The sequence below is a fragment of the Mesorhizobium sp. B2-4-1 genome (assembly GCF_006442185.1).
Taxonomy (GTDB): domain Bacteria; phylum Pseudomonadota; class Alphaproteobacteria; order Rhizobiales; family Rhizobiaceae; genus Mesorhizobium.
In genome coordinates, this window is sequence record NZ_VFVN01000002.1 from 524931 (window position 1) to 548086 (window position 23156).

Here is a 23156-nt window from a genome sequence, read left to right on the forward strand (position 1 = left end):
GCGCGCATTGGCTCGATTGACAGGAGACACACGATAATGGATCACTGCGAGGCGCCCCCCTCTGTCCTGCCGGACATCTCCCCCTCAAGGGGGGAGATCGGCAGTTTCGCTGACGGTACCCAACCTCCAACGTCAGCGATTGGCGAAAGCCTCGGTGATATCCAATCTCCCCCCTTGAGGGGGAGATGTCCGGCAGGACAGAGGGGGGTGCTTCGCGCCAACCTCTCCATTCCCGCCACAAGAACAGTCGCCCTCACCGCTTCACCTCCCACGTCGTCACACGTTCGCCGGTGACCGGGTCCTTGCCGTCCTTCAGTTGCACGCCTTGCGCCAACAACTCGTCGCGGATGCGGTCGGCTTCGGCCCAGTTCTTGGCGGCGATCAATTCCAGGCGCCTGGCGATCGCCTTGGCGACCGCGGCTTCGTCGACCTTGGCCGCCCCGACATCGAAACCCAGGAAGGCAAGCGCACCCTTCAGCGAGGCCGCTGCGGCGTTTTCGCCATCGCCGCTGAAGTCGACCGCCTCGCCGGCCAACTGGGTCAAAACCTGGAAGGCGGCGTAGGTGGCGAGATCATCCGACAACGCCTGCACGACCTCGTCCGGCAATTGCCCGACCGCCGGCGCCAGATCGGCCGCGCGTTTCCACTTGCGCAGCGTGTTCTCCGCTTCCTCGAGCTTGCGCCCGGAAAAGTCGATCGGTTCGCGATAATGGGTCATCAGCATAGCCAGCCTGAGCACCTCGCCGGGCCATTTGCGGCCGCCGAACGTTTCGGTCTCCAGCAGCTCGTTGATCGAGTAAAAATTGCCGAGGCTCTTCGACATCTTCTGCCCTTCGACCTGCAGGAAGCCGTTGTGCATCCAGATGTTGGCCATCACATCGGTGCCGTGCGCGCAGCGTGACTGGGCGATCTCGTTCTCGTGGTGCGGGAAGATCAGGTCGAGACCGCCGCCATGAATATCGAAGACCTCGCCCAGATAGGCGGCGGACATGGCCGAGCATTCGATGTGCCAGCCCGGCCGGCCCCTGCCCCATGGGCTCTGCCAGCCCGGCTCCTCCGGGGACGACAACTTCCACAGCACGAAGTCGCCAGGATTCTTCTTGTGCGCGTCGACTGCAACGCGAGCACCGGCCTGCTGCTCGTCGAGATTTCGCTTCGACAACTGGCCGTAGTCGGGCATCGAAGCGGTGTCGAACAGCACTTCGCCTGCGGCAACATAGGCATGGCCGCGTTTGATCAGGCTTTGAATCAAGGTGATCATGTCTGCCTTGCCGTCGGCACGGGGCTCGACGAACTCGGTGGCGCGCGGCTCGACTGTTGGCTCCAGGCAGCCGAGCGTCGCGACGTCCTTGTGGAATTGGCCCGCGGTCTTCTCCGTCACCCGCCTTATCGCCTCGTTAAGCGACAGTCTGCCGGCTGATATCTCGCTGCCGAAATCGCGCAGTGCGCGTGCATTGATCTTGTCGTCGACATCCGTGATGTTGCGCACATAGGTGACGTGCGTCTCGCCATAGAGATGGCGCAGCAGCCGGAACAGCACGTCGAAGACGATTACGGGCCTGGCATTGCCGATATGGGCGAAGTCGTAGACGGTCGGACCGCAGACATACATGCGCACGTTCAGCGCGTCGATCGGGACGAAATCCTGCTTCGCGCGCGTCAGCGTGTTGTAGAGGCGCAGGCCCTTCGGTGCGTCAGACATTCCATGCCTTTCCGGTTCAGAACTTTTGCCTGGATGAAGCCAGCTCCGCGCCGAGGCGCAAAACGGACTCCAGCTTGCTGGCCGGGGCGTTTGTCCAATCTAGGGGAAGATGAGGCGAAAACGTCCGGACCAGCGCGAAGCTAGCCAATAATGCAAATGCCACAAATGGCGAAAGACGTTTTCATAGACGGCTTTATCGCCTTGGCCAGTGTTGCCGTCAAGTCGCTTATCCCGAGAAAAACGACGCCAGAACTGGCAAATGCGTCGCCCGATCACACGGAATCAGCCACTGAAACATTTTATTAAACATGTCGGCACAGTCATGAAACATACGCCGGCTAGATCAACCTGCGTCACGATTTGGTCGGATTCGGCCGCCAAACGCAGACACGGAAACGTTATCTGGGAAGAGACACATGCCTCGAAGCAAGCAGGAAGCCAACCGCGCCAAGCAACCAGCGCTGGCAAACCATTATCGCGCAATCGGCCCGGCCGCGATCGTCGCCGCCCTGCTCCACACCGCGAAGAAGAAAAAGCCGGTGCAGAAAATCGTATCGCCCCGCGCTGCCTGAAGCAGTGCGCGATCGGCCCAAGGGTCGGACCGAGGCGCCAAACCGCACCTCGAACAGAGTTCCTGCTAAAACAGCGTCATCTGACTGTCGTCCGCGCCGGGTTTCCGGCGCTTGACCTTCTCGGGCTCGGGCCCGATCTCCCCCTTCTCCTGAATCTCCGGCCCGGTGTTGGCGACCTTGTTGACGAGGTCGGAGACCGGAATCGCTTCGAAGAAGTCGCGTTGCGCCGGCCGCAACAGGTCGGCGACGTCGCGCGGCTCAAGTCCGCGGCAATCGAGCCAGCGGGTGAAGTCTTCAGGTGCGATCACCACGGGCATGCGGTCATGGATATGCGCGATGTCGGCATTGGCCTCGACCGTTAGAATGGCGCCGGTGTCCAACTCCGAGCCGCCCGGTTCCGCATAGGTTTCAACCAGCCCGGCAAAGGCGACCAACCCGCCATGCCGCGGCCTGATCCAGTAAGGCTGCCCCTTCCTGCCGCCCGCCTCTCCGGGCCGCGCCTGGCGCCATTCGTAAAAACCTGATGCCGGCACCAGCGCCCGGCGATGGCGCATGGCGGCTTTGAACGAGGCCTTTTCGATCACGCCTTCGGAGCGTGCGTTGAACAGCAGCGGAAATTCGCCGACATCCTTTACCCAGGCGGGGATCAGGCCCCAGCGCACCAGCATCGGCCGGCGGTCCGGCAGGTTGGAACCCGGCGCCCGCGGCGGGCCTGAGATCGCCATCAGCACCGGCTGCGTCGGCGCTATATTGTAGCGCGTAGGAAACTGCTCCACCTCCGCCAGCCCGAGGAAAGCGGCTGTCTGGTCCGGTGTCGCGGTCAAGGCAAAACGTCCGCACATGTCTATTGGTCCTGATGTCCGGTTTCGAAAGTGGCGATGGAACAGCTGCACTGCAACCGTTAAAGCTGTCCGGCGTCGGCCGGTCCACAACAGGCTGCCGTAAATCAGGGCGATCGGATATCCATGGACGAAGTGCGAAAAGTCATTCCCGCGGTCTCGGTCGCCGTTGTGCGCGGCGACGCCGTGCTTCTGGTCAAGCGGGCGCGACAACCCTCGCAAGGGTTCTATGCATTCCCGGGCGGCAAGGTCGAAGCCGGTGAGACGCTGGAACAGGCGGCACGACGCGAATTGCTGGAGGAGACGCAATTGCAGGCCGAAAACTACCGACGGCTGCGCGAAATCCTCATCGACGGCACGCTCGACGGGCATCCGGTCGATTACCTGCTGACGGTATTCGGTGCGGCCCATGCCGGGGGCGAGGCCGTGGCCAGCGACGACGCCGAGACCGCCGCCTTCTACACGCTGGCCGAAATGGCTGATCTGCCGCTTGCCGGTTCGGTGCTCGCGGTCGCCGAGGAACTGCTCGGACGGCCGTCGCAAACCCCTGAGCGACCCTGAAATCCGGAATTCGCCCGGCACAATCGCCTTGCAGGCGGCAAATTGTTTGGCCAGATTGACTTATGCGTTGCCTTCCTCTCCTTCTCGCGACATGCCTTGCCGTCAGCCCTGTGGCGGCACGACCGGCGTTCAGCGCCGAGGCACCCTTCGAACCGGGGCTGATGCGGCTGGCGGAGGTTCTGGGGTCGCTGCATTTCCTGCGCAATCTGTGCGGCGAAAAGGGCGACCAGTGGCGCGGCGAGATGCAGAAGCTGCTCGAATCGGAGAACCCGGATCCGCAACGGCGCGCCCGCTTCATCGCCAGCTTCAATCGCGGCTACCGCTCATTCGGCGGCACCTACACGCAATGCACCGCGTCGGCGACCGAAGCCATCGGCCGCTACATGAAGGAAGGCGAGACCCTGTCGCGCGACATCGCCTCGCGCTACGGAAACTAGCCCATATCGCCCAAAGTGCCCTCGCAAGAGCGCATCCGGCCTTCATCAACAGATATCCGGTCCATTGGCGGCGACTGCGGGCATATCCAGCTTGTGTCGAGAACTGTCATGGTGCAATCCTTTTGTTGCGCTTATGCAACAGCGTTAATGAAACGTTAGCGCGCGGATGTGGAATTAACTCAAACTGAAGGTTTTCACCCCGCAGGCACGCCTAATCGGCTAAGTTTGACCAGGATTGAATGCAGCTTCGCAAGCGCAACCGGCCTCCTGTAAAGAACGATCAAAAAAATGTCGTATTTACAAAGACTTATTTGCGGCTGCGTGTAAACGGAACAGATCAAGCCTGATCCATCGAAGGATCGCTGCTTGCAAGGGTGGACATCGCTTATGGAACATGGTGTCAACGACATCGACGCGCTGGTCAGGGAAGAAAAGCGCCTGACCGCGGTGGAGAGCCACAGCGAGGCCTGGGCCGAAGGTCTTTCGGCAGGCATAGAACCCGAGATCATCGCCGAAGCGGCGCTTGAAACCGCGTTCGGCGAAATGCTGCGCGCCAACGGCGAGACATCGGCCCTTGCCCTGCTCGACCGCATGCGTGAAAAGGTGATTGCTGGCGCCTTCGAACCCGAACGGCTGCGGCACTGAACCGACGTCCGGTTCTTTGACGGCAAATGCCGCTCGGGCATCATGCCCGGAAGCAGGGAGAAACGGGCAGTGGATTTTTCGATGTCAGGCAAGCCGCGCGGCTTGGTCCTTTGCATCTGTTTCGCCGCGTGCAGTGCCGCAATTCCCTTGGTTGCGTGTCTGGCAAGCAGCCCCGCTTATGCGCTGAGCGAGATCAAGCGCGAAGAATTCCCGTCGCCGGTCCAACCGATGGTGGACGACGACGTGTCGTCGCCGGGAAGCACCGTGCCGATACCCGATCCGGTCGGAACGCCATCTTCGACCAGCCAGCCAACCGCTCCGGACAAGGCCGAGCCGGTCACCCCGCCGAACGGCGACGGTGCCACCAACAGGCCGCGCGTCGATCCCGACGCGCCCACGCCGGAGGTCGTCTACGACCTCGGCAAGCTGCCTGAACCGGTGCGGCGCATGCATGACCTGATCATCGAAGCCTGCGAGAGCGGCGACGTCGAAAGACTGAGGCCTTTGATCGGCAAGGGCGACGGCATGACCCAATTGTCACTGACCGACATAGATGGCGATGCCATTACCTTCCTCAAGGGGCTCTCCGGCGACCAGGATGGCCAGGAGATTCTTGCCATACTGGAGGAGGTGCTCAATGCCGGCTATGTCCATGTCGATGCCGGGACGCCACAAGAGCTCTATGTCTGGCCGTATTTCTTCGCTCTACCCCTGGACAAGCTCGACGCCAGGCAACGGGTCGAGTTGTTCAAGATCGTCACCGCGAGTGACTTCGACGACATGAAGCAGTTCGGCGCCTACATCTTCTACCGCGTCGGCATCACGCCCGCTGGGCAATGGACGTTTTTCGTCGCCGGCGACTGAAACTCGGACACGCGAGTGCCTATTCGTGCGGATCGCCTCGTCGAATGGCTGCATCGGGCCCGTTAATATTCCAGTTGCGGAGAAATCAGGAAGGAAACGAAACTTCAGCCAGTGGTCAAAAGAATGCCCTGGCCGAATTTTTCCGCCAGGTTCTGGATAAGCAGCCTTTCAGATGTTGTAAGGCGCTCTTGATCGACAAACCGCCAGTTGCGCTCGTAGATGGCGAAAGCTTCCTCGGCAGGAATTGGGCGCGTTGCATCGCGGCTCCAGACGAGTGCCTGGAGCTCCGGAAACTCAGCGGGAACAATCATTGGCGTGATATCTGTGCGCATAACCACTCAACTTAGTGGATCGTGCCTAAGAAATCCAACGAGGTGAAATAGCTATGCGGGCGGCGCTTCGGAGAACTCCACCGCCCTGCCCTGGCCCGCCGTCACGATCTCGCCCTCCCACATGACGCGTTGGCCTCGAATGGCAGTGCCGACCGGCCAGCCGGTGACTTCCTTGCCGTCATAAGGCGTCCAGCCGGCCTTTGAGCCGGCTTGTGCATTGGTGATGGTCTCTCGCCGCTTCATGTCGACAATTGTGAAATCGGCGTCATAGCCGGCGGCGATACGGCCTTTCCTGGCCATGCCGAAGATGCGCTGCGGGCCGTGGCTTGAAAGATCGACGAAGCGCTGCAAGGTCAGCCTGCCGGCGTTGACGTGGTCGAGCATGATCGGCACCAGCATCTGCACCCCGGTCATGCCCGAGGGCGATGCCGGATAGACTTTTGCTTTTTCGGCCAATGTGTGCGGGGCATGGTCGGAACCGAGTACGTCGACAATGCCTTGCGCGATGCCGTGCCAGACGCCGTCGCGATGGCGCGGGGCACGGACGGGCGGGTTCATCTGGATCAGCGTGCCGAGCCGTTTGTAGTCGTCCGCCGACAGTGTCAAATGGTGCGGTGTCGCCTCGCAGGTGGCGACATCCTTGTGCTGTTCGAGGAACAATATCTCCTCGGCCGTGGAGATGTGCAGGACGTGGATGCGGGCACGGGCGGCCCGCGCGACGCGCACCAGCCGCTCGGTGCAACGCAAGGCGGCGATCTCGTCGCGCCAGACCGGATGCGATGAAGGATCGCCCTCGATGCGCTCGCCAAGGCGTTCGCGCAGCCGGAACTCGTCTTCCGAATGGAAAGCGGCGCGGCGGCGGGTGTTCCTGAGGATCGAGGCGACGCCTTCATCGTCCTCGACCAGCAGGTCGCCGGTGGACGAGCCCATGAAAACCTTTATCCCGGCCGCGCCCGGCAGGCGCTCGAGCTCGGCGACATCGTTGGCGTTGTCGCGGGTGCCGCCGACCCAGAAGGCGAAGTCGCAGTGCATACGGCCGGTGCCGCGTCGGACCTTGTCGGCAAGCGTTTCTTCGCTGGTGGTCAATGGATTGGTGTTGGGCATTTCGAACACGGCGGTGACGCCACCGAGCACCGCCGCCCGAGATCCAGTCTCCAGATCCTCCTTGTGCTCCAGTCCCGGCTCGCGGAAATGCACCTGGCTGTCGACGACGCCCGGAAGGATATGCAGGCCCCGGCAGTCGATCGTCTCGCCGGCCGAGGCCTGGCGCAGATCGCCGATGGCGGCGATGCGCCCATTCTTCACGCCGACATCGCGTTGCCCCTCGCCGTCATGGTTGACCACCATGCCGCCTGTCAGGATGAGGTCGTAGGTGTTGGCCATGCTGATCGATCTCTTGCAGGGGAAGTGTCAGCGGCTTACGTAATGGCCATCTGTTTTGCAAGATCAGGCTTTTATCCGCCCCATGCCCTTTGCCCTGCTGAAAGACCGCGCGCTGATCTCCGTCTCCGGTCCGGATGCCGAACACTTCCTGCAGAACATCCTGACCACCGATCTCGACGCGCTCGGCGCCGGCGAGGCAAAACCGGGCGCGCTTTTGACGCCGCAAGGCAAGATCCTGTTTGACTTCCTGATCTCACGGGCCGGCGAAAACGCGTTCCGCCTCGAATGCCGCGCCGACACCGCTGACGATTTCGTACGCCGGCTGATGCTGTACAAGTTGCGCGCCAAGGTCGAGATTGCCAAATCCGAACAGACGCTTGTCTCCATTGCCTGGGGAAATGAGTCAGCTCCCTCACAAAAGGATTCAACCGTGCTGGCCGACCGGCGCTTTCGCGATGAAAGCGTCACCCGCTCCTATGGCAGCGCTCAAGAGACTGACGACGGTGCCGCATGGCAGGCCTTGCGCATCGCGCATGGCATTGCCGAGAGCGGCACCGACTACCAGCTCGGCGACGCCTTCCCGCATGACGTGCTGCTCGACGAGACCGGTGGCGTCGGCTTCAGGAAGGGCTGCTATGTCGGCCAGGAGGTCGTCTCGCGCATGCAGCATCGTGGCACGGCAAGGCGGCGGGTGCTGATCGTCAGGGCCGAACGGGCCTTGCCTGAGGCCGGCGCTGAATTGACCGTCGACGGGCGATCGGTGGGCACTCTCGGCTCGAATGCCGGCACGATCGGCCTCGGCATCGCCCGTATCGACAGGGTCAAGACAGCGCTCGACGCCGGCCAGCCGATCCTGGCCGGAGACGTGCCGGTTACGGTGGCCATTCCACCTTTCGCCAAATTCAGCTTTCCCCAGGAAGCCGCCGGCACGGAGGAGGCCTGATGGCGGCCGACCGCATCGGTGCGCCGCCACGCGCCTGGCAGCGCATGCTGTCCGGCCGCCGGCTCGACTTGCTCGACCCCTCGCCCCTCGACATCGAGATATCGGATATCGCCCATGGGCTCGCCCGCGTCGCGCGCTGGAACGGCCAGACCAGCGGTGAGCACGCCTTCTCGGTCGCCCAGCATTCGCTGCTGGTGGAAGCGCTGTTTTGCGACCTGATGCCCGATGCGCCGGCGGACGCCCGGCTTATGGCATTGCTGCACGATGCGCCCGAATATGTCATCGGCGACATGATCTCGCCGTTCAAATCGGTGATGGGCGGCAGCTACAAGGACTGTGAACTGCGCTTGCAGCGCGCCATCCATCTGCGCTTCTCGCTACCGCCGGAACCAGGCGCCGGCCTGCGCAAGGAGATCAAGCGCGCGGACCAGATCGCCGCCTATTTCGAGGCCACGCTGCTCGCCGGCTTTTCGACCGCGGAGGCGACCGAGTTCTTCGGTCGTCCACGCGGCTTCAGTGCCGAGCGCTTCGATTTCACGCCGCGCTCGGTAACCTGGGCACAGAATGCCTTCCTGAAGCGTTTTTCCGCGATCGAGAACTCGCGGCGCAAGGTTGCTACGGCGGTAGGGTAGAAAACGCTAAATTAACCGGAACAGCCGACAGTGCGGTGTTCGATCACGAGCCGCAGGCACGCCTCATGCCCGTCGTTGACGACAAGGATGGTTCGACCGTCCCTGAACAGGGGGCCGAAGGCGTGGATCGTCGTGATATGGAAGACGAACTGCGCGAACAAAACGAACGCTTTTCGGCCGCCGTCGAGAACATGTCGCATGGTCTTTGCATGTTCGACGCCGACGAGCGTATGATCATCTGCAACGGCAACTATATCAACATCTTCTGCCTCGACGCCAACGTGGCGCAGCCGGGGATCCGTTTCATCGACATCCTGCGGCACAGCGTCGATGTCGGCATCGCCTCGCAAAGCGCCGAAGAACTTTACGCCATCCGCAAGCCCTATATCGATGGAGCGAAACCCTCGACCTATGAGGAGGCGCTCTCTGATGGACGCATCATCAGCATCTCGCACCGGCCATTGGCATCGGGCGGCTGGGTTTCGATCTACGAAGACATCACCGAGCAGCGGCGCGCCGAACAGGATCTCAAGGAACAGCATCGCCGCTTCGACGCGGCGCTCGCGAACATGTCGCAGGGCCTGCTGATGTATGACGCCGGCGGCAGGCTGATCGTACGCAATCAGCGCATCCTGGAGCTTTATGGTGTGACCGAGGTGGATCTGCCGCTCGGCATGACTCACCGCGAACTCCTCGAACGGCTGGTGCGCCTTGGGGTCTATGCGCCCATAGATGTCGAGGACGAAGTTTCGAGGACCGAGGCTCGCGTGCTGGCCGGCCAGACGCGGTCGACCCCCCGCCGGCTCGCCGACGGACGAACGCTGATGGTTGCCCGCCGGCCGATGAGCGGCGGCGGCTGGGTCGCCACTTTCGATGACGTGACCGAGAGCAGGCTTGCCGAGGAGCGCATGACCCATCTTGCGCATCACGACGTGCTGACCGGGTTGCCCAATCGCTCGGTGTTTCGCGACCGGCTCGACCGGGCACTGGAGGATGCGGCCGCGGGACCGCTGGCAATCTTCTCGCTCGACCTCGACCGCTTCAAGGTCGTCAACGATACGCTGGGACATCCGGCTGGCGACCGGCTGCTGAAAGGCGTGGCCGCAAGACTGCTGCGCTGCGTGGACAACGACGCAGATATCGTCGCCCGTTTTGGCGGCGACGAGTTCGTGATCGTCCAATTCAACGTCGAGGGCCTGGCGAGCGCGGAAAAACTGGCGAAACGCATTGTCGAGGCCATCGCCAAACCATTTCATGACAAGAGCCGGGACATGCATGTTGGCGTCAGCGTTGGCATCGCGCTTTCTCCCGGCGATGGCAGGGACGCCGATACATTGCTGACAAACGCCGACATGGCGCTCTACCGGGCAAAAAGCGAAGGGCGCAACCTGTACCGTTTCTTCGAGCCCGGCATGGATGCCACGGTGCGCGCGCGCCGGGCGCTCGAAGCCGATCTCGATACGGCGCTGCCGAGCCGGGAATTCGATCTCGATTTCCAACCGATCATGGCCATAGCTTCGGGCGAGATTGTCGGCGCCGAGGCCCTGATGCGCTGGCATTCGCCGTCGCGCGGCACTGTGGCGCCGGACGAATTCATTCCGGTCGCCGAGGAAACCGGGCTGATCGTGCCGCTTGGCGAATGGGCGCTGCGAAAGGCCTGTGCGACGGCGGCAGCCTGGCCACCTGGCCTGCGCATTGCGGTCAATGTCTCCGCCGTGCAGCTCAAAAGCGGCGGCTTTGCTCGCAGCGTCATCTCTGCCCTGGCCTTTTCGGGCGTGCCGGCCAGACGACTGGAACTGGAGATCACCGAAACCGTGCTGATGGACGAGAGCAAAGCCGTCCTGAAGACGCTGCGACAGTTGCGTGAACTCGGCATCCGCATCGCGCTCGACGACTTTGGCACCGGCTATTCCTCACTCGGCTATCTCAGGCGCTTTCCCGTCGACAAGATCAAGATCGATCGTTCCTTCATCTCCGACATCGGCAATCTCGATACCGCAGCGATCGTGCGCACCATCATCGGGCTGGGCGCCGAACTGGGCATCACCGTCACCGCCGAAGGCGTGGAAACCGAAGCACAGCTCGACATGCTGCGCCGAAACGGCTGCGTGGAGGCGCAAGGCTATCTGATCGGCGTGCCGTCAAAGGCGGCGGAGATTCAGCACCTGTTGAAATCGAGCGCGGTGCGCAGCCAGACCGGCTGACGCCATAAATCAGCGCAGCGTCTCGATGTATTTTTCATGGAAGCCGATATAACCCGGCTCGACAACCTTCAGATGCCGCTCGATCAGCGCATGAAACTCCGGCAACCGGTGGAAGGGCACGCCCGGATAGGCGTGATGCTCGGCATGGAAGGGCATGTTCCAGGCAAGCTTGCGCACAGCCCAGTTGGTCAGCGTCGTCCTGGTATTCTCCAGCATGTTTGCGACGAAGGGGCAGCGGCCATGCTCGGCCAGCAGATAGAGCCGCAGGAACGGCTGGCCGAGCAGCGCGGGAAAGATCCAGACATGGAGCAGCACCGTCGCCTTGAACCACAGCGCGAGCATCAGCACGACGGCGTAGAAGGCAATCATCGCGCGCGCCTCGGCGCGTACCTTCGGACGCCCCTTGGGGGGCACGTAGCTGTCCTGGCAACGTCCCACGGCATTGGCGTAGAGCGTCTTCAAATGCCCCAACCACACTGGAAGTCCGGAAACGTGGACCAGGTACTGCCGCCAGGTTTCCGGCTTCGGGAAAGCCAGCTCCGGATCGCGTTCGGGATCCTGTGTGAAACGGTGATGGGCGAAATGGAAATAGCGGAACCAGTCGGCCGGCAGCGCGATCGCCAGGCTGCAGACACGCGCGACTGCGTCGTTCAGCCATTGCCTTTCGAAAGCCGTGCGATGCACCGTCTCATGCAGCAGCGTGAACAGGAACACGATCAGTATGCCTTGCGGCAGCATCAGCAGCGGCCAGAACGGCACCTTGGCGGCGATCAACGATCCGAGGAGCAGGATCGCGCCGAGGTGGAAAGCGAGCTGAACAAGGCCGGGCCCATCCGACTTGCCGGTTAGCCGGCTGCGCTCCTCATTCGTCAGCGAGGCGATCACGTCACGATGATCCATAGGGGCATCCCGGCTGATTGAATTCATTCGGTCAGCATACCCCAGCAAGAAACCTTTCTAACAACGAGGATTTCTGCAATATAGATAAGCTGAACTTATCTTTTTGGTCACCGCCATGGTTGCAATGCCATCGTTGCGAGGTCTTCAGGCCTTCGAGGCGGCGGCGCGCACCGGCAGCTTCGCCGCGGCGGCGGAAGAGCTTTCGGTCTCGGCCGCCGCAGTCAGCCAGCTCATCCGCATGGTCGAGGAGCAAGTCGGCCGCAAGCTCTTCCACCGCGCCAACCGGCGTGTCGTCCTGAGCGAGGCTGGCGTCGAGATGCTGCCTCGATTGACCATGGCCTTCCAGGAAATCGGCAGCGTCTCGCGCCAGCTTGCAGGCGATGCGTTCCGCCCGCGGCTCGTCGTCTCGGTCCCGCCGTCCATGGCCATGGGCTGGCTTTCCGAGCGCCTTGCCGGCTTCATCGCCATCCACGGTGCCGTCGACATATCTCTCAGGGGCGATGACGACCCGGTGTCGTTCGACCGCGACCTGATCGACCTCAGGCTCTCCTACGGTCCGCACTATCGTGAGCACCCGATCGAGGACATTGTCCAGGACGCGGTCTATCCCGTCTGCGCGCCAAAGCTCGCCAGCGTGCTGGAGGCGGATGGCGGTCCGCTCGCCGGGCTGCCCCTGATCCACACCGACTGGGGACCGACCGGCGCATCCTTTCCCTCATGGCGCAGTTGGTTCGAGGCGGCCGGCATAGCGCCTGGGCGCGGCATTCAGCGCGGCCTGTCGGCAAACTCCTCGCGCGCGGCGCTCGACCTCGCCATTTCGGGACTGGGCGTGGCGCTGGCGCAAGGGATCTATTGCGCCGAGGCCGTGGAGGACGGCCGGCTGGTCCGGCCTGTCGCCAAGGCGATTGCGCTGCGCCAGCCCTATTGCCTGACGATTCCGCAGCGGAGCGCAAGAAGAGACGTCGTGGCGGCGTTCCGCGCCTGGCTGGTCGATGAATGCCAGCGCGCGGTGGGCTCGCCGGCGCTCCGCTGAGCCAGCAAGCGGCGATGGTCAGAGGTGCCCGCTCAATGCCTCGACCATGTCCTTGTTCGCCGCCACCGGCACGATCTCGAACTCCACCAGATCCGCCCACTCGATCACCCAGCGCTGCAGCAGCGTGACGTCGTCGGTCTCCACCAGCAGGAAACAGCGGCTCATGTCCGCCGCGATCCAGCTATGGTGCACCAGAAGCTCGTTGGGCTTCAGGCGACCGTAATCGCGGAAGCGGCGGTAGATCTCCTTGCGGTCGCAGCCGCGAAAATCCTCGGTCACCAAAAACAGCATCTCTGCCCCCGATTGGATGATTATCGGCCCGGCCGCTCCAAACGTTCCAGGAACCATTGCGTCAGCCGTACCCAGACCTCGTCCTTCTCGCCGGAGTCCTCCCAGCCATGATCGAGGTTGGGATTGTCGTTGACCTCGATGACGAAGACGCCGTCCTTGGTCTCCTTGAGGTCGACGCCGTAGAGGCCGTCGCCGATGCAGCGCGCCGCCTTGACTGCCGTCTCGACGACATGGGGCGGCGTCTCCTTCAGCGTGAAGGTCTTGATGCCGCCCTGGTCGGGCTTGCCGCTGGCCTTGTGGTTGACGATCTGCCAGTGCTTCTTGGCCATTAGGTAATGTACGGCAAACAGCGGTTGGCCGCCGAGCACGCCGACACGCCAGTCATATTCGGTCGGGATGAATTTCTGCGCGATCAGAAGATCGGAATCCTCCAGCCATTCGGTGGCGAGTGTCTTCAATTCCTCGAAATTGGCGCATTTCTTGACGCCGCGCGAGAAGGAGGAATCCGGGATTTTCAGCACCAGCGGAAAACCCAGCGTCTGCGCCGCCAGTTCAAGGTCGGAAGTGCCGGCTATCATCACGGTCGGCGGAACCGGCACCTTGTTGTAGGCCATCAGCTCGTTGAGATAGACCTTGTTGGTGCAGCGGATCATCGACAGCGGGTCGTCGATGACCGGCATGCCTTCCTGCTGGGCGCGGCGCGCGAAACGATAGGTATGGTTGGAGATCGAGGTGGTCTCGCGGATGAACAGCGCGTCGTAATTGGCGAGCTTGGCGAGGTCCCTCTTGGTGATCGGCTCGATTTCGACGCCCATCTTTTCGGCGATCCTGGCCCAGTAGCGCAGCGAGGAGATTTCCGAGGGCGGCAATTCCTCATGCGGATCGACCAGCGTGGCGAAAGTGTAGCGCGCCGGCGTGCGGCCCTTGGTGTCGCGCCATTCGCGATTGGTATAGGTGTCCAGGCATTGCAGGAAGAAGCTCTCCTCCTCCTCGGTCATGCGCGCAAGGGGATGAAAGCCGATCTTGCGGATCGAGGCCCACTCGGCGCTGTCCTTGATGTGGACCTCGAGCGCCGGCGCGCGGAACCAGTCGAACAGGAGCTTGGCGAATCGGTCCCACACCTTGGACGGGCCAATGCCGAAGAAGATGCAGACCTTCGCCGGAAAAGCGCCGCCAAGATCCTTGCGGCACTTGTTGAGCGCCAGCTCCAGTTCGGGCAGCGCATGTTCGTAAAGCTTGCGCTCCGACAGATCGATCATGGTTTCTACGGTCGGGATGACCTTGTGGCCGCGCGAACCCGCCAGCAGCGAGGCATAATAGCCGCGGCTCTGGTAGCCGTAATTGTTCGACAGGTTGATGACCTTGGGACGCTGGCCGCGAAACAGCGCCGGATGCGCGAGATAGTCGCGGTTGGTGATAATCTTGTGCGGTGTCGCCACCTGGTCGAGATCGCTCTGCCGGCCAGTTAAGATAACCCAGGTCATTGTTATCAGCGCTTCCCCAGAGTGATGGCGGCGCGCAGTCCGTCGCGGCCGAACTGCGCCATGTTCATAAAGATGCCGTAAGGCACGGGAATGTTGGCGGCATCAAGGATGGTCTCCTGCCTCTCGTCCTCAACCCAGGGATCGTGGATCAGGATATGGTCACCGTCGTCGCCGATGGCCAACACCCAGTGCGGCACCTTCTTGCCGAACATCAGGAAGCCGCTGATCAGCACCAGCACCAATTTTCCTTTCGCGATCGCGGCGCGAATGTCGTCGATGGTGAATGAACGGTAATTCACCGGGATGCCGTAAAGTTCCGCGCGTCGGCGAAAGTCGACCTGGGCCAGTTCCATCACCCGGCGCTTGTCCGCGCTGCGCACCGACTGGAGGAACAACGCGCCGTAGAACGACACGTAAATCTCGGCCGCAAGGCCGCTCTCATAGCCGGCGACCGCGAGGCCGAACGGCTCGCAGCCACCCGGGCCCGACATCATGAAGACGGTCGTCGCTTCGCGCCAAAGACGAATTTCCCTGACCGGGTCCGGTACGAAGTCGTGATCGAAATTGCCCATGGCCATCATCAGGCAGCAGGGACCGCAAGTGAATTCGCAGGTCTGCTGGTAGAACGGCACGCTGGTGGCGGCCGGAAGTTCGCCGCGCAAGGTCTTCTCGTAGCGCAGCGCCGTGGCGCCGTCCTCGTAGTAATCGGGTTCGCGGCCGATCTTGCGGTAGCCGGCCCGCTCGTAGATGCTGATGGCGCGGGCATTATCCTCCCGCACTTCTAGGCGCAGCATCATGCGATCGTGTTCGAAGGCCGCCTCCTCCGCCGCCACTAGCAACCGGCGGCCGATGCCGAGGGCGCCAAAAAAGGGACTGGTGGCGATCGAATAAAGGCGCGCCACGCCGCTGCCCTTGCGAAACAGCACAATCGCATAACCGGCGACGCGCCCATCTCTTTCGGCGACCAGCGTCTCGGCGGTCTCGCGCTCGATGAACTGTCGGAAGGAGCGACGGGAAATGCGGTCGCTGGAGAAAACAGCTTTCTCGATGGCGGCGAGATCATCGACGTCAGTCGCGCGGGCCGTGCGAATCTCGGCAGGCATGCGGGCTTGGAAAACCTCGATTGGGTTGTGATGAAGGCCCTATTCGAAACGTCCAGACACCAGCCCAAAACGGCAGCGCCCATCCAGCGCTATCGCACCTCGATTAGGGCCGAATTGTGACAGATTCGGCGCCAGCCCGGGAGGACAAAGGCTTTGAACCAGGTCACCGTTTTCGAGTAGGCGGCGGCGCCAAAAAACGATGCTGTTCAACTCGCCAGGCCGGCCAGAAGCTGGCTGTAGGCGCTCTTGGCCACGATGGCCAATTGCTCGCGCGGCACTGAGCCGACGACAGCGCAGCCATAGCCCTTGTCCAGCCAGTAGACGGCCTGCGGGCCGGCTTGCGCCGAAGCGTAGGTCCCCCTGGCGTTCTCCACCGATTCGGCCGTTACAAAGAGCGATATGCGCTCGCCCTTGTCGTCTTCATAGAGCAGCATTGCCGCCTTGCTCTCGCCAGCCGGCAGCAACCTGCCGCCGACCAGTTGGAACCCGCTGCCGGTCAAGTCCGGCGCAACCAGCTTCAATCCGACCCGGTTGGACAGCCAGGTCAGCAGATGATCCTTGTCGCTTGCCGGCACTTCCACCGCATGCCGCTTCTCGGCGGCATAGATGACATGCGCGGCGATCGCCTGCTCGGCCAACTGATCCTCGGCCTGATCTTCCCGGCCAATACCGTCGCTGCCGGCAAAGTAGCCGCCAAGCCCGCCCGCGGCCAGTAGACCGGCAGCGGCGGCGGCAAGCCACCAGCGCGAGCGTGGCATTGGCGTCCTGGTTGGCGTCTCGCCAAGCACCACCTTGCGCAACCGCACCGGCACCGGCTCGTCGATCACGCCAGCGAAGGCATCTCGCAATGCCGTCCTGTCGGCGATGAAACGGGCGCTTTTCGCCTTCATCTCGGGAGTGGCGTCGAGCCATGCGTCATAGGCGGCGCGCTCATCGGCCGGCAACTCGCCGTCGAGTGCCATGTGGATGTCGCGTTCGGAGAAATCGCGGCGGATCATTTCTAGACGATCCTTATCGAACGGCGGCGTGCCGTGTCGTCCAGCAGTCCGCGCAACTCCTCGCGCCCGCGCGCGATGCGCGACATCAGCGTTCCCGCCGGCACTCCCAGGATGTTGGCGGCCTCGGCATAGGAAAAGCCTTCGATCGCGACCATGACGAGTGCGGCACGGCGGTCGGGGCTGATCGCCTGCAATGCGTCGACGATCTCGCGCGAGGCGATGCTTTCCACCTGCTCGGCCGGCTGTGCAACCGCCTCGCCCGCTTCCAGCGACAGCATCGCGGCTTCGCCGCGCCGGTTCACTTTGCGCATCTGGTCAATGAACAAATGATGCATGATCGTAAACAGCCACCTCCTGGGGCTTTCTCCCGTCTGCCAGTTGTCGAGCCGCATGAGGGCCCGTTCGAGACAGTCCTGGACGAGATCGTCGGCGGCGTCGCGGTCGCGCAACAACGAGCGTGCGTAGCGGCGCAGGCGCGGTATTTCGCCGAGGATTGCTGCCTTCTTTTCGTCCATGACCGCTGGTTTCGGAATTGCCCTATTCATCAGATTGAACGCGCCTTCGCGGCGCGACGCAAGCAGCCAGTGCGAAGCGGTCCACCGCCCCGGTCACCCAAGCAATGATGTAACGATGGAAGCGGCGGGTTTATTCCCGCAATCAATAGGAGGCCAACTACGCCAAATCGGTCTTGAGAAAGTCATTGCCTTTAAAGAGCAACGGAACATCAAGAGCCTTGGCGCAGGCGTAGGAAAAGCAATCACCAAAATTAAGGTCGGCCGGATGACCGACCGCTTTGCCGTACCGGATGCTGGCATCAATGGCGCGCCCCCCGATATCCTCGTTGATGGCTACATTGCGAGCGTCGATCTCAACAATGAACGCATCGACCAGATCGCGCGCCGCAGACAGCATTTCGGGAGTCGGCTTTTTGGCACCGGCATTCACTCGCCCGAGGGCAAGCGTAGCTTCGAGCCGAACAAGCGCTGAAATGTACAGCTGACCGTCGACGTCGGCGATCCGCTTCAGCAATTCCTCCCAACCCGATTCCTTGGCGAGAATTGCAACGACAACCGATGCGTCGACAAACATCAGTCTTCCCACATCTCGTCCATGAATGCCTTGATGTCGAAGGTGGTGTCGGACGGCCCCAACGCCGCTGCTTGCGCTTGAAGAACGGCAATCCTCTCCCGCAGCGGTTTGCGGGCGCGGCTTCGTTCAAGTTCGTGCAAAAGCGCGGTTCGCACGGCTTCCGTTTTGCTCGGCGCATTCGTCTCGCGCTGCAATTTCGTCGCCAGAGCATCTACCTCATCGTCGCGGATATAGAGCGGCATTTGAATATCTCCCGTGGAATATTCATATATTCCATTTTGAATATTCAAACAATGCTAACCCTCAAGTCTCTTTCGCCGCCCTGGTCAAAAGCCGCTGGTAAAACAGGCCGATGCCGATCAGCACGGCGCCAAGGCCGATGAAGGACAGTGCGCGAAGCACACCCTCCAGCTCCGACATGTCGAAGAGGAACACCTTCAGTACGGCGACCGCGATCAATGCGGCCGAGGCGATGCGCAGCACCTGTGATTTCAGCCAGACGCCGGCGGTCAGCAGCGCCACGCCGATGATCAGCCAGAGTGCCGAATAGGTGTAGGTTTCCAACTGGCCAAGGCCGCTCCACAAGCCGATGAACTCGCCCTTGAACAGGCGCCGCACCGACAACGTGGCATAGGCGAAGGCAAGCAGGGCCGCCACCAGCGCCAGCATGGCGGCATACCATTTCGGCCGCTTGTTGCGGGCATAGAGCGCAAGCCCGCCGGCTGCGACCGCCGGCAGGAGATAAGCGAGGAACAACAGGTTGAAGGCCGGGATCTGCCCGGTCGACTCGTCGGTGAAGAGCGGGTTCAGCACCAGGAAATGCTGCACGACGATGAAGGCGACCGAGATCACGCCCGCCGCCATGGACCCGTAGCGCAGCACGGAACTTGGCGAGCGCCTGTCGATGGCCACGAGTATGGCGCCGGCGCCGATCGCGATCAGCGTGTAGATGGCCTGTTCGGCAAGTGTGGGCGCATCGCTGTTGAGGACACCGCCATGCATGGCGTGGCGCACCAGCATGGCAAGCGTCAGCAGTGCAAACAGCGCCGCCGAAGCTTCCATGGCCAGGCGCGGCCGGCCGTCGGTGGTGCGGGCCAGTTGCCAGGCGGCGAAAGCGAAGGCGAGCGCCGGCACGCCATAGCCCGGCAGCAGCCAGTTGAAAACCGGGGTCGTCGACAGGAACCCGGCACCGACGACGGTCGGATCGAAGATGACACGTCCAAGCACCGCCGCGACCGCGCTGACCGAAATCCAGCCGAGCACCGGATAGGAACGCCAGCGTGTGGCCAGCGCCGGCACGATTGCGGCCGCACCAAGCAGGATGGTTGTCCAGCCGGAACTGAAGGCCATATGCAGCATCAGCAGGCCTGCGAGCGCGGCTCCGCCGAGCGCGAAGGATACGGCCGCCCTGCCCTGCAACGGCGGTTGCTCGCCGCGCGCGATCCACTCGCCGCCGGCAGCGAAAACCACGACCAGCAGCGCCGCCACGGCGGCGTAGGCAAGATCGCGGTCGAGATTGCCGAACGTGAACCAGAGTGCCTGCAGGACGACCAACGGCACGATGACGCCCCACGCCGCCCATGACGCAGCGCGGAAGTGGGTCGCGGCGGCAAATTTGCGGGCGGCCCAGAAACCGGCGCCGATGAAGACAAGGCCAAGCGCAACACCGATGCGCAAGGTCAGTGCGTTCGATGTAGCCAGGGGCACGGCATCGATGCCCAAGACGTCGCCTGAAAAATCAGAAGCGATCGAAGTCGGCGGGATGATGCCGAGATAGATCAGCACCGTCACCAGTCCCGCCGCATAGAGCAGTGGCAGCGCCGGGGGGCGGTAGAGCGCGACGGCCACCATCGCGGCGAGCACGACGGCTCCCGGCAAGGCATCGCCGGCAGCGACGAAGGCCGGATCGACCGAAAGGCCCAGCGCCGAGAGGGCAACAAACAGGCCCGGCGCGACGGACGGCCAGTCGAAAGCCGTGGCTGATCCGCCTTCGTCGCTGCGGCGGCCGAGCCAGACGAAGGCGAGCACGGCCAGCGTGACGGTGTTCACGAACAGGATCACGGATAAATTCGCGCCCGGCGCATCGGTCATGTAGAGGATCGTCCAGATGCCGGTACCGACAAAGGCCGCCGTCATCAGCAACTTCCAATCGCGCATGCGGGCAATGACGCCGCTGGCGGCAAGCACGATCGCCAGATAGCCGAACAGGGCCCAGGGATTGGGCGCCTGAGAGGCAATCAGCATCGGCGTCACCATGGCGCCGACTAGGCCGATACCAGCCAGCGCCTGGCCGTGGACAAGGGCGGCGGCAATCGTCGCTATGCCGATGGCGCCGAGCAGCGTGAGGGCGAGCGCCGGCCCGATAAATCCGTAGATGCCATGTGCGGCATAGACGGCGCCGAACAGGATGAAGGCGCCCGCCGCAGTCAGGATCGCCGGGATGTAGGCGCCTGCGGCGCCTTGCACGGGCACCCTGAAGCCGGTGCGGCGAATGAATTCGCCGGCTGCAATCAGCACAAGGCCGAGCAGCCCGGCCATGGTCAGCCGCACACCGGGGCCGAAAATTCCGGCTTCGATCGTGTAGCGGATGAGAAACAGGCCGCCCAGCGCCAGTGCCAAACCGCCGACCCAGACCGCCCAGCGGGTGCCGAGCGCCGTTTCGATATCGGGTTTGCCGGGCGCTTTCACCGCTGCGACAGGCTCGGCTACCTTGGGCGCCGCCTCGCCTGGTGTCCATGGTCCCGGCTTGACCTCGTCCGTCACGGCGTCGGTTTCCAGAGCCGGCAGCGCCTGCCCGGTGGCTGCCTCGCTGGCCGTTGGCGAAACGACCACGGCCGCAGCAACAACGGCTTCGGCCGGCTGGCCCTCGGTCGCCGCCGGTTCGGACTGCTTGGCGAGAGGCGGCACGGCGCCGGAAAGGACGAGGCTCCGCAGTGCGCCTAGCTCACGCTCGATCAGTCCGATGCGGCTCTGCTGGCGCGAAATGATGACGAACAGCGCGATGATGGCGACAAGGCCGATCAGGCTTTCAAACATGGCGGCTCCCCCAAACCAGACCAGTTGCTACTGACAATCAAATGTGGCCTGCAAACGACCAGCCAACGGCCGTCGGATCGGCGGCTGGAAAGATCGAGCATGTTTCGGCGTCGAAAGCCAGCGGCTTGCGCCCATTGGCCCTCGGCATCGCTTGCGAATGGCCGGTTTCCGGAACATTGCCTGCCAAACCCGCAGCCGATGGCCTATGATACCTTGGCCGCAAAGGGTTCTCCAAGCGATGTCATGGGAATACGTATGCCGCAACGAAGCGCAGGACTGCTGATCTACCGGCGAAACGCCGGGGCCCTCCAGTTCCTGCTCGTCCATCCGGGTGGACCGTTCTGGGCAAGAAAAGACGAGGGGGCATGGTCTATCCCCAAAGGGCTCGTCGACGAAGGTGAGGACGAGTTGAAAGCCGCCCGACGTGAGGCGGAAGAAGAACTCGGCGTCGCCATCAACGGCGACTTCCAGCCTGTCGGCAGTTATCGGCAGCCTGGCGGCAAGATCGTGAGTGCGTGGAGCGTCGAGGCCGACGTCGACACCGATGCCATCAAAAGCAACATGTTCACCATGGAGTGGCCGCCAAGGTCGGGATCCATGAAGGCATTTCCCGAAGTGGACCGGGCCGGTTGGTTTTCAGAGTTGGAGGCCGGTCTCAAGATACTCAAAGGCCAGCGCGCGATCCTGGACGATTTCGTGGAACGGCAAAATGCCGGATAACATCCGCTGTTATCACCGCTCGCCCAGTGCGCCTTAGGACGATTCCTATCGTGCCGCCAGATTGGAGGCCGGGAAGATCGAGCATGTCTCGGTGCCGAAAGCCAGCAGCTTGCCGCCGGCGTCCTTCAGCGTCGCTTCCGAAACGGCCAGCGTGCGGCCCTTGTGAATGACCTTGCCCTCACAGACCACCTCTCCGGTCCTGGGCGTGATCGGCCGCGTCAGGTTCACCTTGAATTCCGCCGTCGTATAGGCCTCGCCTTTTGCGAGCAGCGTCTGCACGGCGCAGGCAAGCGCCGAATCGAGCAGTGTCGCCGCCCAGCCGCCATGCACGCCCCCCAACGGGTTCAGGTGGCGCTCGTTCGGCACACCCCGAAACACGGCACGGCCTTCCGAGACTTCGGTCAGCGCGAAGCTGAGCTGGAAGGAAATCGGCGGCGCCGCATATTTGCCATCGATGATGCGCTGCAAAAGTTCCAGGCCGGTGTAGGCAAGCATGTCGGCATGCGGAATGGTGCCGAGGCCGAGCGGCGAGACCCGGCCTGGATAAAGTTCCACTTCGCTCATGTGATGATTTCTCTCGCGGCGGTTTCTCCCGACAGGCCTTTTGTCGTGTGGTGCTTGCGCAGCGCGGCGAGGAAGCCGGAGCGCGCGTCCGGCTGCTCGATGCCGCGCGGCTCGTAGACGTGACGGGTGAAGAAGAAGCCGGTGAGCCGGAAGGCATCCTGGATCGCCGCCGGATCGGCGCGCAGGCCGGAGCCACGCAGGAAGGCCGGCAGCGCCAGCATCTTGTCGCGCCAGGGCGCGCCGGCTTCCCGCGACACCGCTCGGCCCGATTTCGGCGAGACATAGGCAAGATCCTGCCGCGTGCCGGTCGCGGCGCACTGGCTGAGATCGAGACCGAAACCCAGTTCGTCGAGGATCAGGAGCTCGAAACGGGCCACCAGTTCGCCGGCCGCATCGACGTCATCGAGATGCACGATCATCACCGACAGTGCCTCGTAGAGGCCGCCATGGGCGTCGCGCTCGGGCAACAGGCGCAGATGCGCGGCCATGGTCTGCAGGCCATACACGGCGACCGCACTCTCCATCAACCTGGCCGCATTCATCTCGATCGCTTCGGCCTGGAACGTGCCGAGGTGCTCATCAAGGCGCGCCCGCCAAAGCAGGTCGACACGGTTGCCGGGCTGGAGAACAGGCTGCTGCTTGCGCGAGCGCCCGCCACGCACGAGGCCGAGATGGCGGCCATGCGCACGCGTCATCACCTCGAGGATGGCGCTGGTTTCGCCATGCTTGCGGGTGCCGAGAATGATTCCCTCGTCGCGCCATTCCATGCCTGGAGCATTTCACCGATCGGGTGGCGAAATCAAGGTACGGGCTTGGTGCCTGGG

General features: G+C 63.0%; 25 protein-coding genes. 10 read left to right on the forward strand and 15 right to left on the reverse strand.

Going from position 1 to position 23156, the window contains the following annotated elements:
• Nucleotides 1-253 precede the first annotated feature (253 nt).
• Nucleotides 254-1702: a cysteine--tRNA ligase gene (gene cysS / locus FJ949_RS07225; RefSeq protein ID WP_140494542.1), complete on the reverse strand. Its 1449-nt coding sequence runs from the start codon at nt 1700-1702 to the stop codon at nt 254-256.
• A 416-nt stretch (nt 1703-2118) separates the two neighbouring features.
• On the opposite strand from cysS, the gene FJ949_RS07230 reads away from it, so the two are divergent.
• Complete coding sequence (locus FJ949_RS07230) at nt 2119-2274, forward strand: hypothetical protein (RefSeq protein ID WP_140494544.1); 156 nt, start codon at nt 2119-2121, stop codon at nt 2272-2274.
• Between the two features lie 65 nt (nt 2275-2339).
• Here FJ949_RS07230 and FJ949_RS07235 read toward each other — a convergent pair whose 3' ends face one another.
• Nucleotides 2340-3116: an SOS response-associated peptidase gene (locus tag FJ949_RS07235; protein WP_140494546.1), complete on the reverse strand. Its 777-nt coding sequence runs from the start codon at nt 3114-3116 to the stop codon at nt 2340-2342.
• 123 nt (nt 3117-3239) lie between these two features.
• On the opposite strand from FJ949_RS07235, the gene FJ949_RS07240 reads away from it, so the two are divergent.
• The 4 genes from FJ949_RS07240 (at nt 3240) to FJ949_RS07255 (ending at nt 5620) form a co-directional block, all read left to right on the forward strand.
• Entirely contained in the window at nt 3240-3674 is a 435-nt protein-coding gene (locus FJ949_RS07240; protein WP_140494548.1) for an NUDIX domain-containing protein, read from the forward strand.
• Nucleotides 3675-3736: 62 nt separating this feature from the next.
• Nucleotides 3737-4111: a TIGR02301 family protein gene (locus FJ949_RS07245; RefSeq protein ID WP_140494550.1), complete on the forward strand. Its 375-nt coding sequence runs from the start codon at nt 3737-3739 to the stop codon at nt 4109-4111.
• A gap of 387 nt (nt 4112-4498) precedes the next feature.
• Nucleotides 4499-4756: a hypothetical protein gene (locus FJ949_RS07250; protein ID WP_008874920.1), complete on the forward strand. Its 258-nt coding sequence runs from the start codon at nt 4499-4501 to the stop codon at nt 4754-4756.
• A 69-nt stretch (nt 4757-4825) separates the two neighbouring features.
• Nucleotides 4826-5620, forward strand: a complete 795-nt coding sequence (locus tag FJ949_RS07255) for a hypothetical protein (RefSeq protein ID WP_181172058.1) — start codon at nt 4826-4828, stop codon at nt 5618-5620.
• A gap of 104 nt (nt 5621-5724) precedes the next feature.
• Here the strand turns inward: FJ949_RS07255 and FJ949_RS07260 are convergent, their stop codons facing one another.
• Both FJ949_RS07260 and FJ949_RS07265 read right to left on the reverse strand, forming a co-directional pair.
• The gene (locus tag FJ949_RS07260; RefSeq protein WP_140494553.1) at nt 5725-5952 is read right to left on the reverse strand and encodes a hypothetical protein; all 228 of its coding nucleotides are present in this window, start codon (nt 5950-5952) and stop codon (nt 5725-5727) included.
• Nucleotides 5953-6003: 51 nt separating this feature from the next.
• Nucleotides 6004-7335 (reverse strand): dihydroorotase, encoded by a 1332-nt coding sequence (locus tag FJ949_RS07265; RefSeq protein ID WP_140494555.1) that lies wholly within the window; start codon nt 7333-7335, stop codon nt 6004-6006.
• 82 nt (nt 7336-7417) lie between these two features.
• Between FJ949_RS07265 and FJ949_RS07270 the strand changes: the two genes are divergently transcribed.
• The 3 genes from FJ949_RS07270 to FJ949_RS07280 all read left to right on the forward strand — a co-directional run bounded on the left by FJ949_RS07270 (nt 7418) and on the right by FJ949_RS07280 (nt 11114).
• Nucleotides 7418-8278: a folate-binding protein YgfZ gene (locus FJ949_RS07270; protein WP_140494557.1), complete on the forward strand. Its 861-nt coding sequence runs from the start codon at nt 7418-7420 to the stop codon at nt 8276-8278.
• A complete protein-coding gene (locus FJ949_RS07275) occupies nt 8278-8910 on the forward strand; it encodes an HD family hydrolase (protein ID WP_140494559.1) in 633 nt (210 codons plus the stop codon). The genes FJ949_RS07270 and FJ949_RS07275 overlap by 1 nt, the downstream gene beginning before the upstream one ends.
• 65 nt (nt 8911-8975) lie before the next feature.
• The gene (locus FJ949_RS07280) at nt 8976-11114 is read left to right on the forward strand and encodes an EAL domain-containing protein (RefSeq protein WP_140494561.1); all 2139 of its coding nucleotides are present in this window, start codon (nt 8976-8978) and stop codon (nt 11112-11114) included.
• Between the two features lie 9 nt (nt 11115-11123).
• Here FJ949_RS07280 and FJ949_RS07285 read toward each other — a convergent pair whose 3' ends face one another.
• Nucleotides 11124-12014: a fatty acid desaturase family protein gene (locus FJ949_RS07285; protein WP_140494563.1), complete on the reverse strand. Its 891-nt coding sequence runs from the start codon at nt 12012-12014 to the stop codon at nt 11124-11126.
• Between the two features lie 115 nt (nt 12015-12129).
• On the opposite strand from FJ949_RS07285, the gene FJ949_RS07290 reads away from it, so the two are divergent.
• Nucleotides 12130-13047 carry a LysR substrate-binding domain-containing protein gene (locus FJ949_RS07290; RefSeq protein WP_140494565.1) on the forward strand — a complete coding sequence of 306 codons (918 nt, stop codon included), beginning with the start codon at nt 12130-12132 and terminating at the stop codon, nt 13045-13047.
• Nucleotides 13048-13065: 18 nt separating this feature from the next.
• Here the strand turns inward: FJ949_RS07290 and FJ949_RS07295 are convergent, their stop codons facing one another.
• The 8 genes from FJ949_RS07295 to FJ949_RS07330 form a co-directional block, all read right to left on the reverse strand.
• Nucleotides 13066-13338 carry a DUF3303 family protein gene (locus FJ949_RS07295; RefSeq protein WP_140494567.1) on the reverse strand — a complete coding sequence of 91 codons (273 nt, stop codon included), beginning with the start codon at nt 13336-13338 and terminating at the stop codon, nt 13066-13068.
• Nucleotides 13339-13358: 20 nt separating this feature from the next.
• Nucleotides 13359-14822, reverse strand: a complete 1464-nt coding sequence (locus FJ949_RS07300) for a RimK family protein (RefSeq protein WP_140494569.1) — start codon at nt 14820-14822, stop codon at nt 13359-13361.
• A gap of 5 nt (nt 14823-14827) precedes the next feature.
• Nucleotides 14828-15925 (reverse strand): GNAT family N-acetyltransferase/peptidase C39 family protein, encoded by a 1098-nt coding sequence (locus FJ949_RS07305; RefSeq protein ID WP_140494571.1) that lies wholly within the window; start codon nt 15923-15925, stop codon nt 14828-14830.
• A 206-nt stretch (nt 15926-16131) separates the two neighbouring features.
• Nucleotides 16132-16923, reverse strand: coding sequence for an anti-sigma factor (locus FJ949_RS07310; RefSeq protein ID WP_140494573.1), 792 nt, complete (start codon nt 16921-16923; stop codon nt 16132-16134).
• Nucleotides 16924-16925: 2 nt separating this feature from the next.
• A complete protein-coding gene (locus FJ949_RS07315; protein WP_140494575.1) occupies nt 16926-17438 on the reverse strand; it encodes an RNA polymerase sigma factor in 513 nt (170 codons plus the stop codon).
• Between the two features lie 157 nt (nt 17439-17595).
• On the reverse strand, nt 17596-18012 hold the full coding sequence (locus FJ949_RS07320) for a type II toxin-antitoxin system VapC family toxin (protein WP_140494577.1): 417 nt from the start codon (nt 18010-18012) through the stop codon (nt 17596-17598).
• The gene (locus tag FJ949_RS07325) at nt 18012-18254 is read right to left on the reverse strand and encodes a type II toxin-antitoxin system VapB family antitoxin (protein ID WP_140494579.1); all 243 of its coding nucleotides are present in this window, start codon (nt 18252-18254) and stop codon (nt 18012-18014) included. The genes FJ949_RS07320 and FJ949_RS07325 overlap by 1 nt, the downstream gene beginning before the upstream one ends.
• Before the next feature lie 61 nt (nt 18255-18315).
• Nucleotides 18316-21048 carry a DUF2339 domain-containing protein gene (locus tag FJ949_RS07330; RefSeq protein WP_140494581.1) on the reverse strand — a complete coding sequence of 911 codons (2733 nt, stop codon included), beginning with the start codon at nt 21046-21048 and terminating at the stop codon, nt 18316-18318.
• A gap of 255 nt (nt 21049-21303) precedes the next feature.
• On the opposite strand from FJ949_RS07330, the gene FJ949_RS07335 reads away from it, so the two are divergent.
• On the forward strand, nt 21304-21768 hold the full coding sequence (locus tag FJ949_RS07335) for an NUDIX domain-containing protein (RefSeq protein WP_140495041.1): 465 nt from the start codon (nt 21304-21306) through the stop codon (nt 21766-21768).
• A 45-nt stretch (nt 21769-21813) separates the two neighbouring features.
• Here the strand turns inward: FJ949_RS07335 and FJ949_RS07340 are convergent, their stop codons facing one another.
• Complete coding sequence (locus tag FJ949_RS07340; RefSeq protein WP_140494583.1) at nt 21814-22332, reverse strand: PaaI family thioesterase; 519 nt, start codon at nt 22330-22332, stop codon at nt 21814-21816.
• Nucleotides 22329-23099 (reverse strand): DNA repair protein RecO, encoded by a 771-nt coding sequence (recO, locus tag FJ949_RS07345; RefSeq protein WP_140494585.1) that lies wholly within the window; start codon nt 23097-23099, stop codon nt 22329-22331. The genes FJ949_RS07340 and recO overlap by 4 nt, the downstream gene beginning before the upstream one ends.
• Between the last annotated feature and the right edge of the window lie 57 nt (nt 23100-23156).

Coding starts and splice junctions, on each gene's coding strand:
- cysS (WP_140494542.1), bottom strand. CDS start 1,702: ATGTCTGACGCACCGAAGGGCCTGCGCCTCTACAACACGCTGACGCGC.
- FJ949_RS07230 (WP_140494544.1), top strand. CDS start 2,119: ATGCCTCGAAGCAAGCAGGAAGCCAACCGCGCCAAGCAACCAGCGCTG.
- FJ949_RS07235 (WP_140494546.1), bottom strand. CDS start 3,116: ATGTGCGGACGTTTTGCCTTGACCGCGACACCGGACCAGACAGCCGCT.
- FJ949_RS07240 (WP_140494548.1), top strand. CDS start 3,240: ATGGACGAAGTGCGAAAAGTCATTCCCGCGGTCTCGGTCGCCGTTGTG.
- FJ949_RS07245 (WP_140494550.1), top strand. CDS start 3,737: ATGCGTTGCCTTCCTCTCCTTCTCGCGACATGCCTTGCCGTCAGCCCT.
- FJ949_RS07250 (WP_008874920.1), top strand. CDS start 4,499: ATGGAACATGGTGTCAACGACATCGACGCGCTGGTCAGGGAAGAAAAG.
- FJ949_RS07260 (WP_140494553.1), bottom strand. CDS start 5,952: ATGCGCACAGATATCACGCCAATGATTGTTCCCGCTGAGTTTCCGGAG.
- FJ949_RS07265 (WP_140494555.1), bottom strand. CDS start 7,335: ATGGCCAACACCTACGACCTCATCCTGACAGGCGGCATGGTGGTCAAC.
- FJ949_RS07270 (WP_140494557.1), top strand. CDS start 7,418: ATGCCCTTTGCCCTGCTGAAAGACCGCGCGCTGATCTCCGTCTCCGGT.
- FJ949_RS07275 (WP_140494559.1), top strand. CDS start 8,278: ATGGCGGCCGACCGCATCGGTGCGCCGCCACGCGCCTGGCAGCGCATG.
- FJ949_RS07280 (WP_140494561.1), top strand. CDS start 8,976: ATGCCCGTCGTTGACGACAAGGATGGTTCGACCGTCCCTGAACAGGGG.
- FJ949_RS07285 (WP_140494563.1), bottom strand. CDS start 12,014: ATGGATCATCGTGACGTGATCGCCTCGCTGACGAATGAGGAGCGCAGC.
- FJ949_RS07290 (WP_140494565.1), top strand. CDS start 12,130: ATGGTTGCAATGCCATCGTTGCGAGGTCTTCAGGCCTTCGAGGCGGCG.
- FJ949_RS07295 (WP_140494567.1), bottom strand. CDS start 13,338: ATGCTGTTTTTGGTGACCGAGGATTTTCGCGGCTGCGACCGCAAGGAG.
- FJ949_RS07300 (WP_140494569.1), bottom strand. CDS start 14,822: ATGACCTGGGTTATCTTAACTGGCCGGCAGAGCGATCTCGACCAGGTG.
- FJ949_RS07305 (WP_140494571.1), bottom strand. CDS start 15,925: ATGCCTGCCGAGATTCGCACGGCCCGCGCGACTGACGTCGATGATCTC.
- FJ949_RS07310 (WP_140494573.1), bottom strand. CDS start 16,923: ATGATCCGCCGCGATTTCTCCGAACGCGACATCCACATGGCACTCGAC.
- FJ949_RS07315 (WP_140494575.1), bottom strand. CDS start 17,438: ATGGACGAAAAGAAGGCAGCAATCCTCGGCGAAATACCGCGCCTGCGC.
- FJ949_RS07320 (WP_140494577.1), bottom strand. CDS start 18,012: ATGTTTGTCGACGCATCGGTTGTCGTTGCAATTCTCGCCAAGGAATCG.
- FJ949_RS07325 (WP_140494579.1), bottom strand. CDS start 18,254: ATGCCGCTCTATATCCGCGACGATGAGGTAGATGCTCTGGCGACGAAA.
- FJ949_RS07330 (WP_140494581.1), bottom strand. CDS start 21,048: ATGTTTGAAAGCCTGATCGGCCTTGTCGCCATCATCGCGCTGTTCGTC.
- FJ949_RS07335 (WP_140495041.1), top strand. CDS start 21,304: ATGCCGCAACGAAGCGCAGGACTGCTGATCTACCGGCGAAACGCCGGG.
- FJ949_RS07340 (WP_140494583.1), bottom strand. CDS start 22,332: ATGAGCGAAGTGGAACTTTATCCAGGCCGGGTCTCGCCGCTCGGCCTC.
- recO (WP_140494585.1), bottom strand. CDS start 23,099: ATGGAATGGCGCGACGAGGGAATCATTCTCGGCACCCGCAAGCATGGC.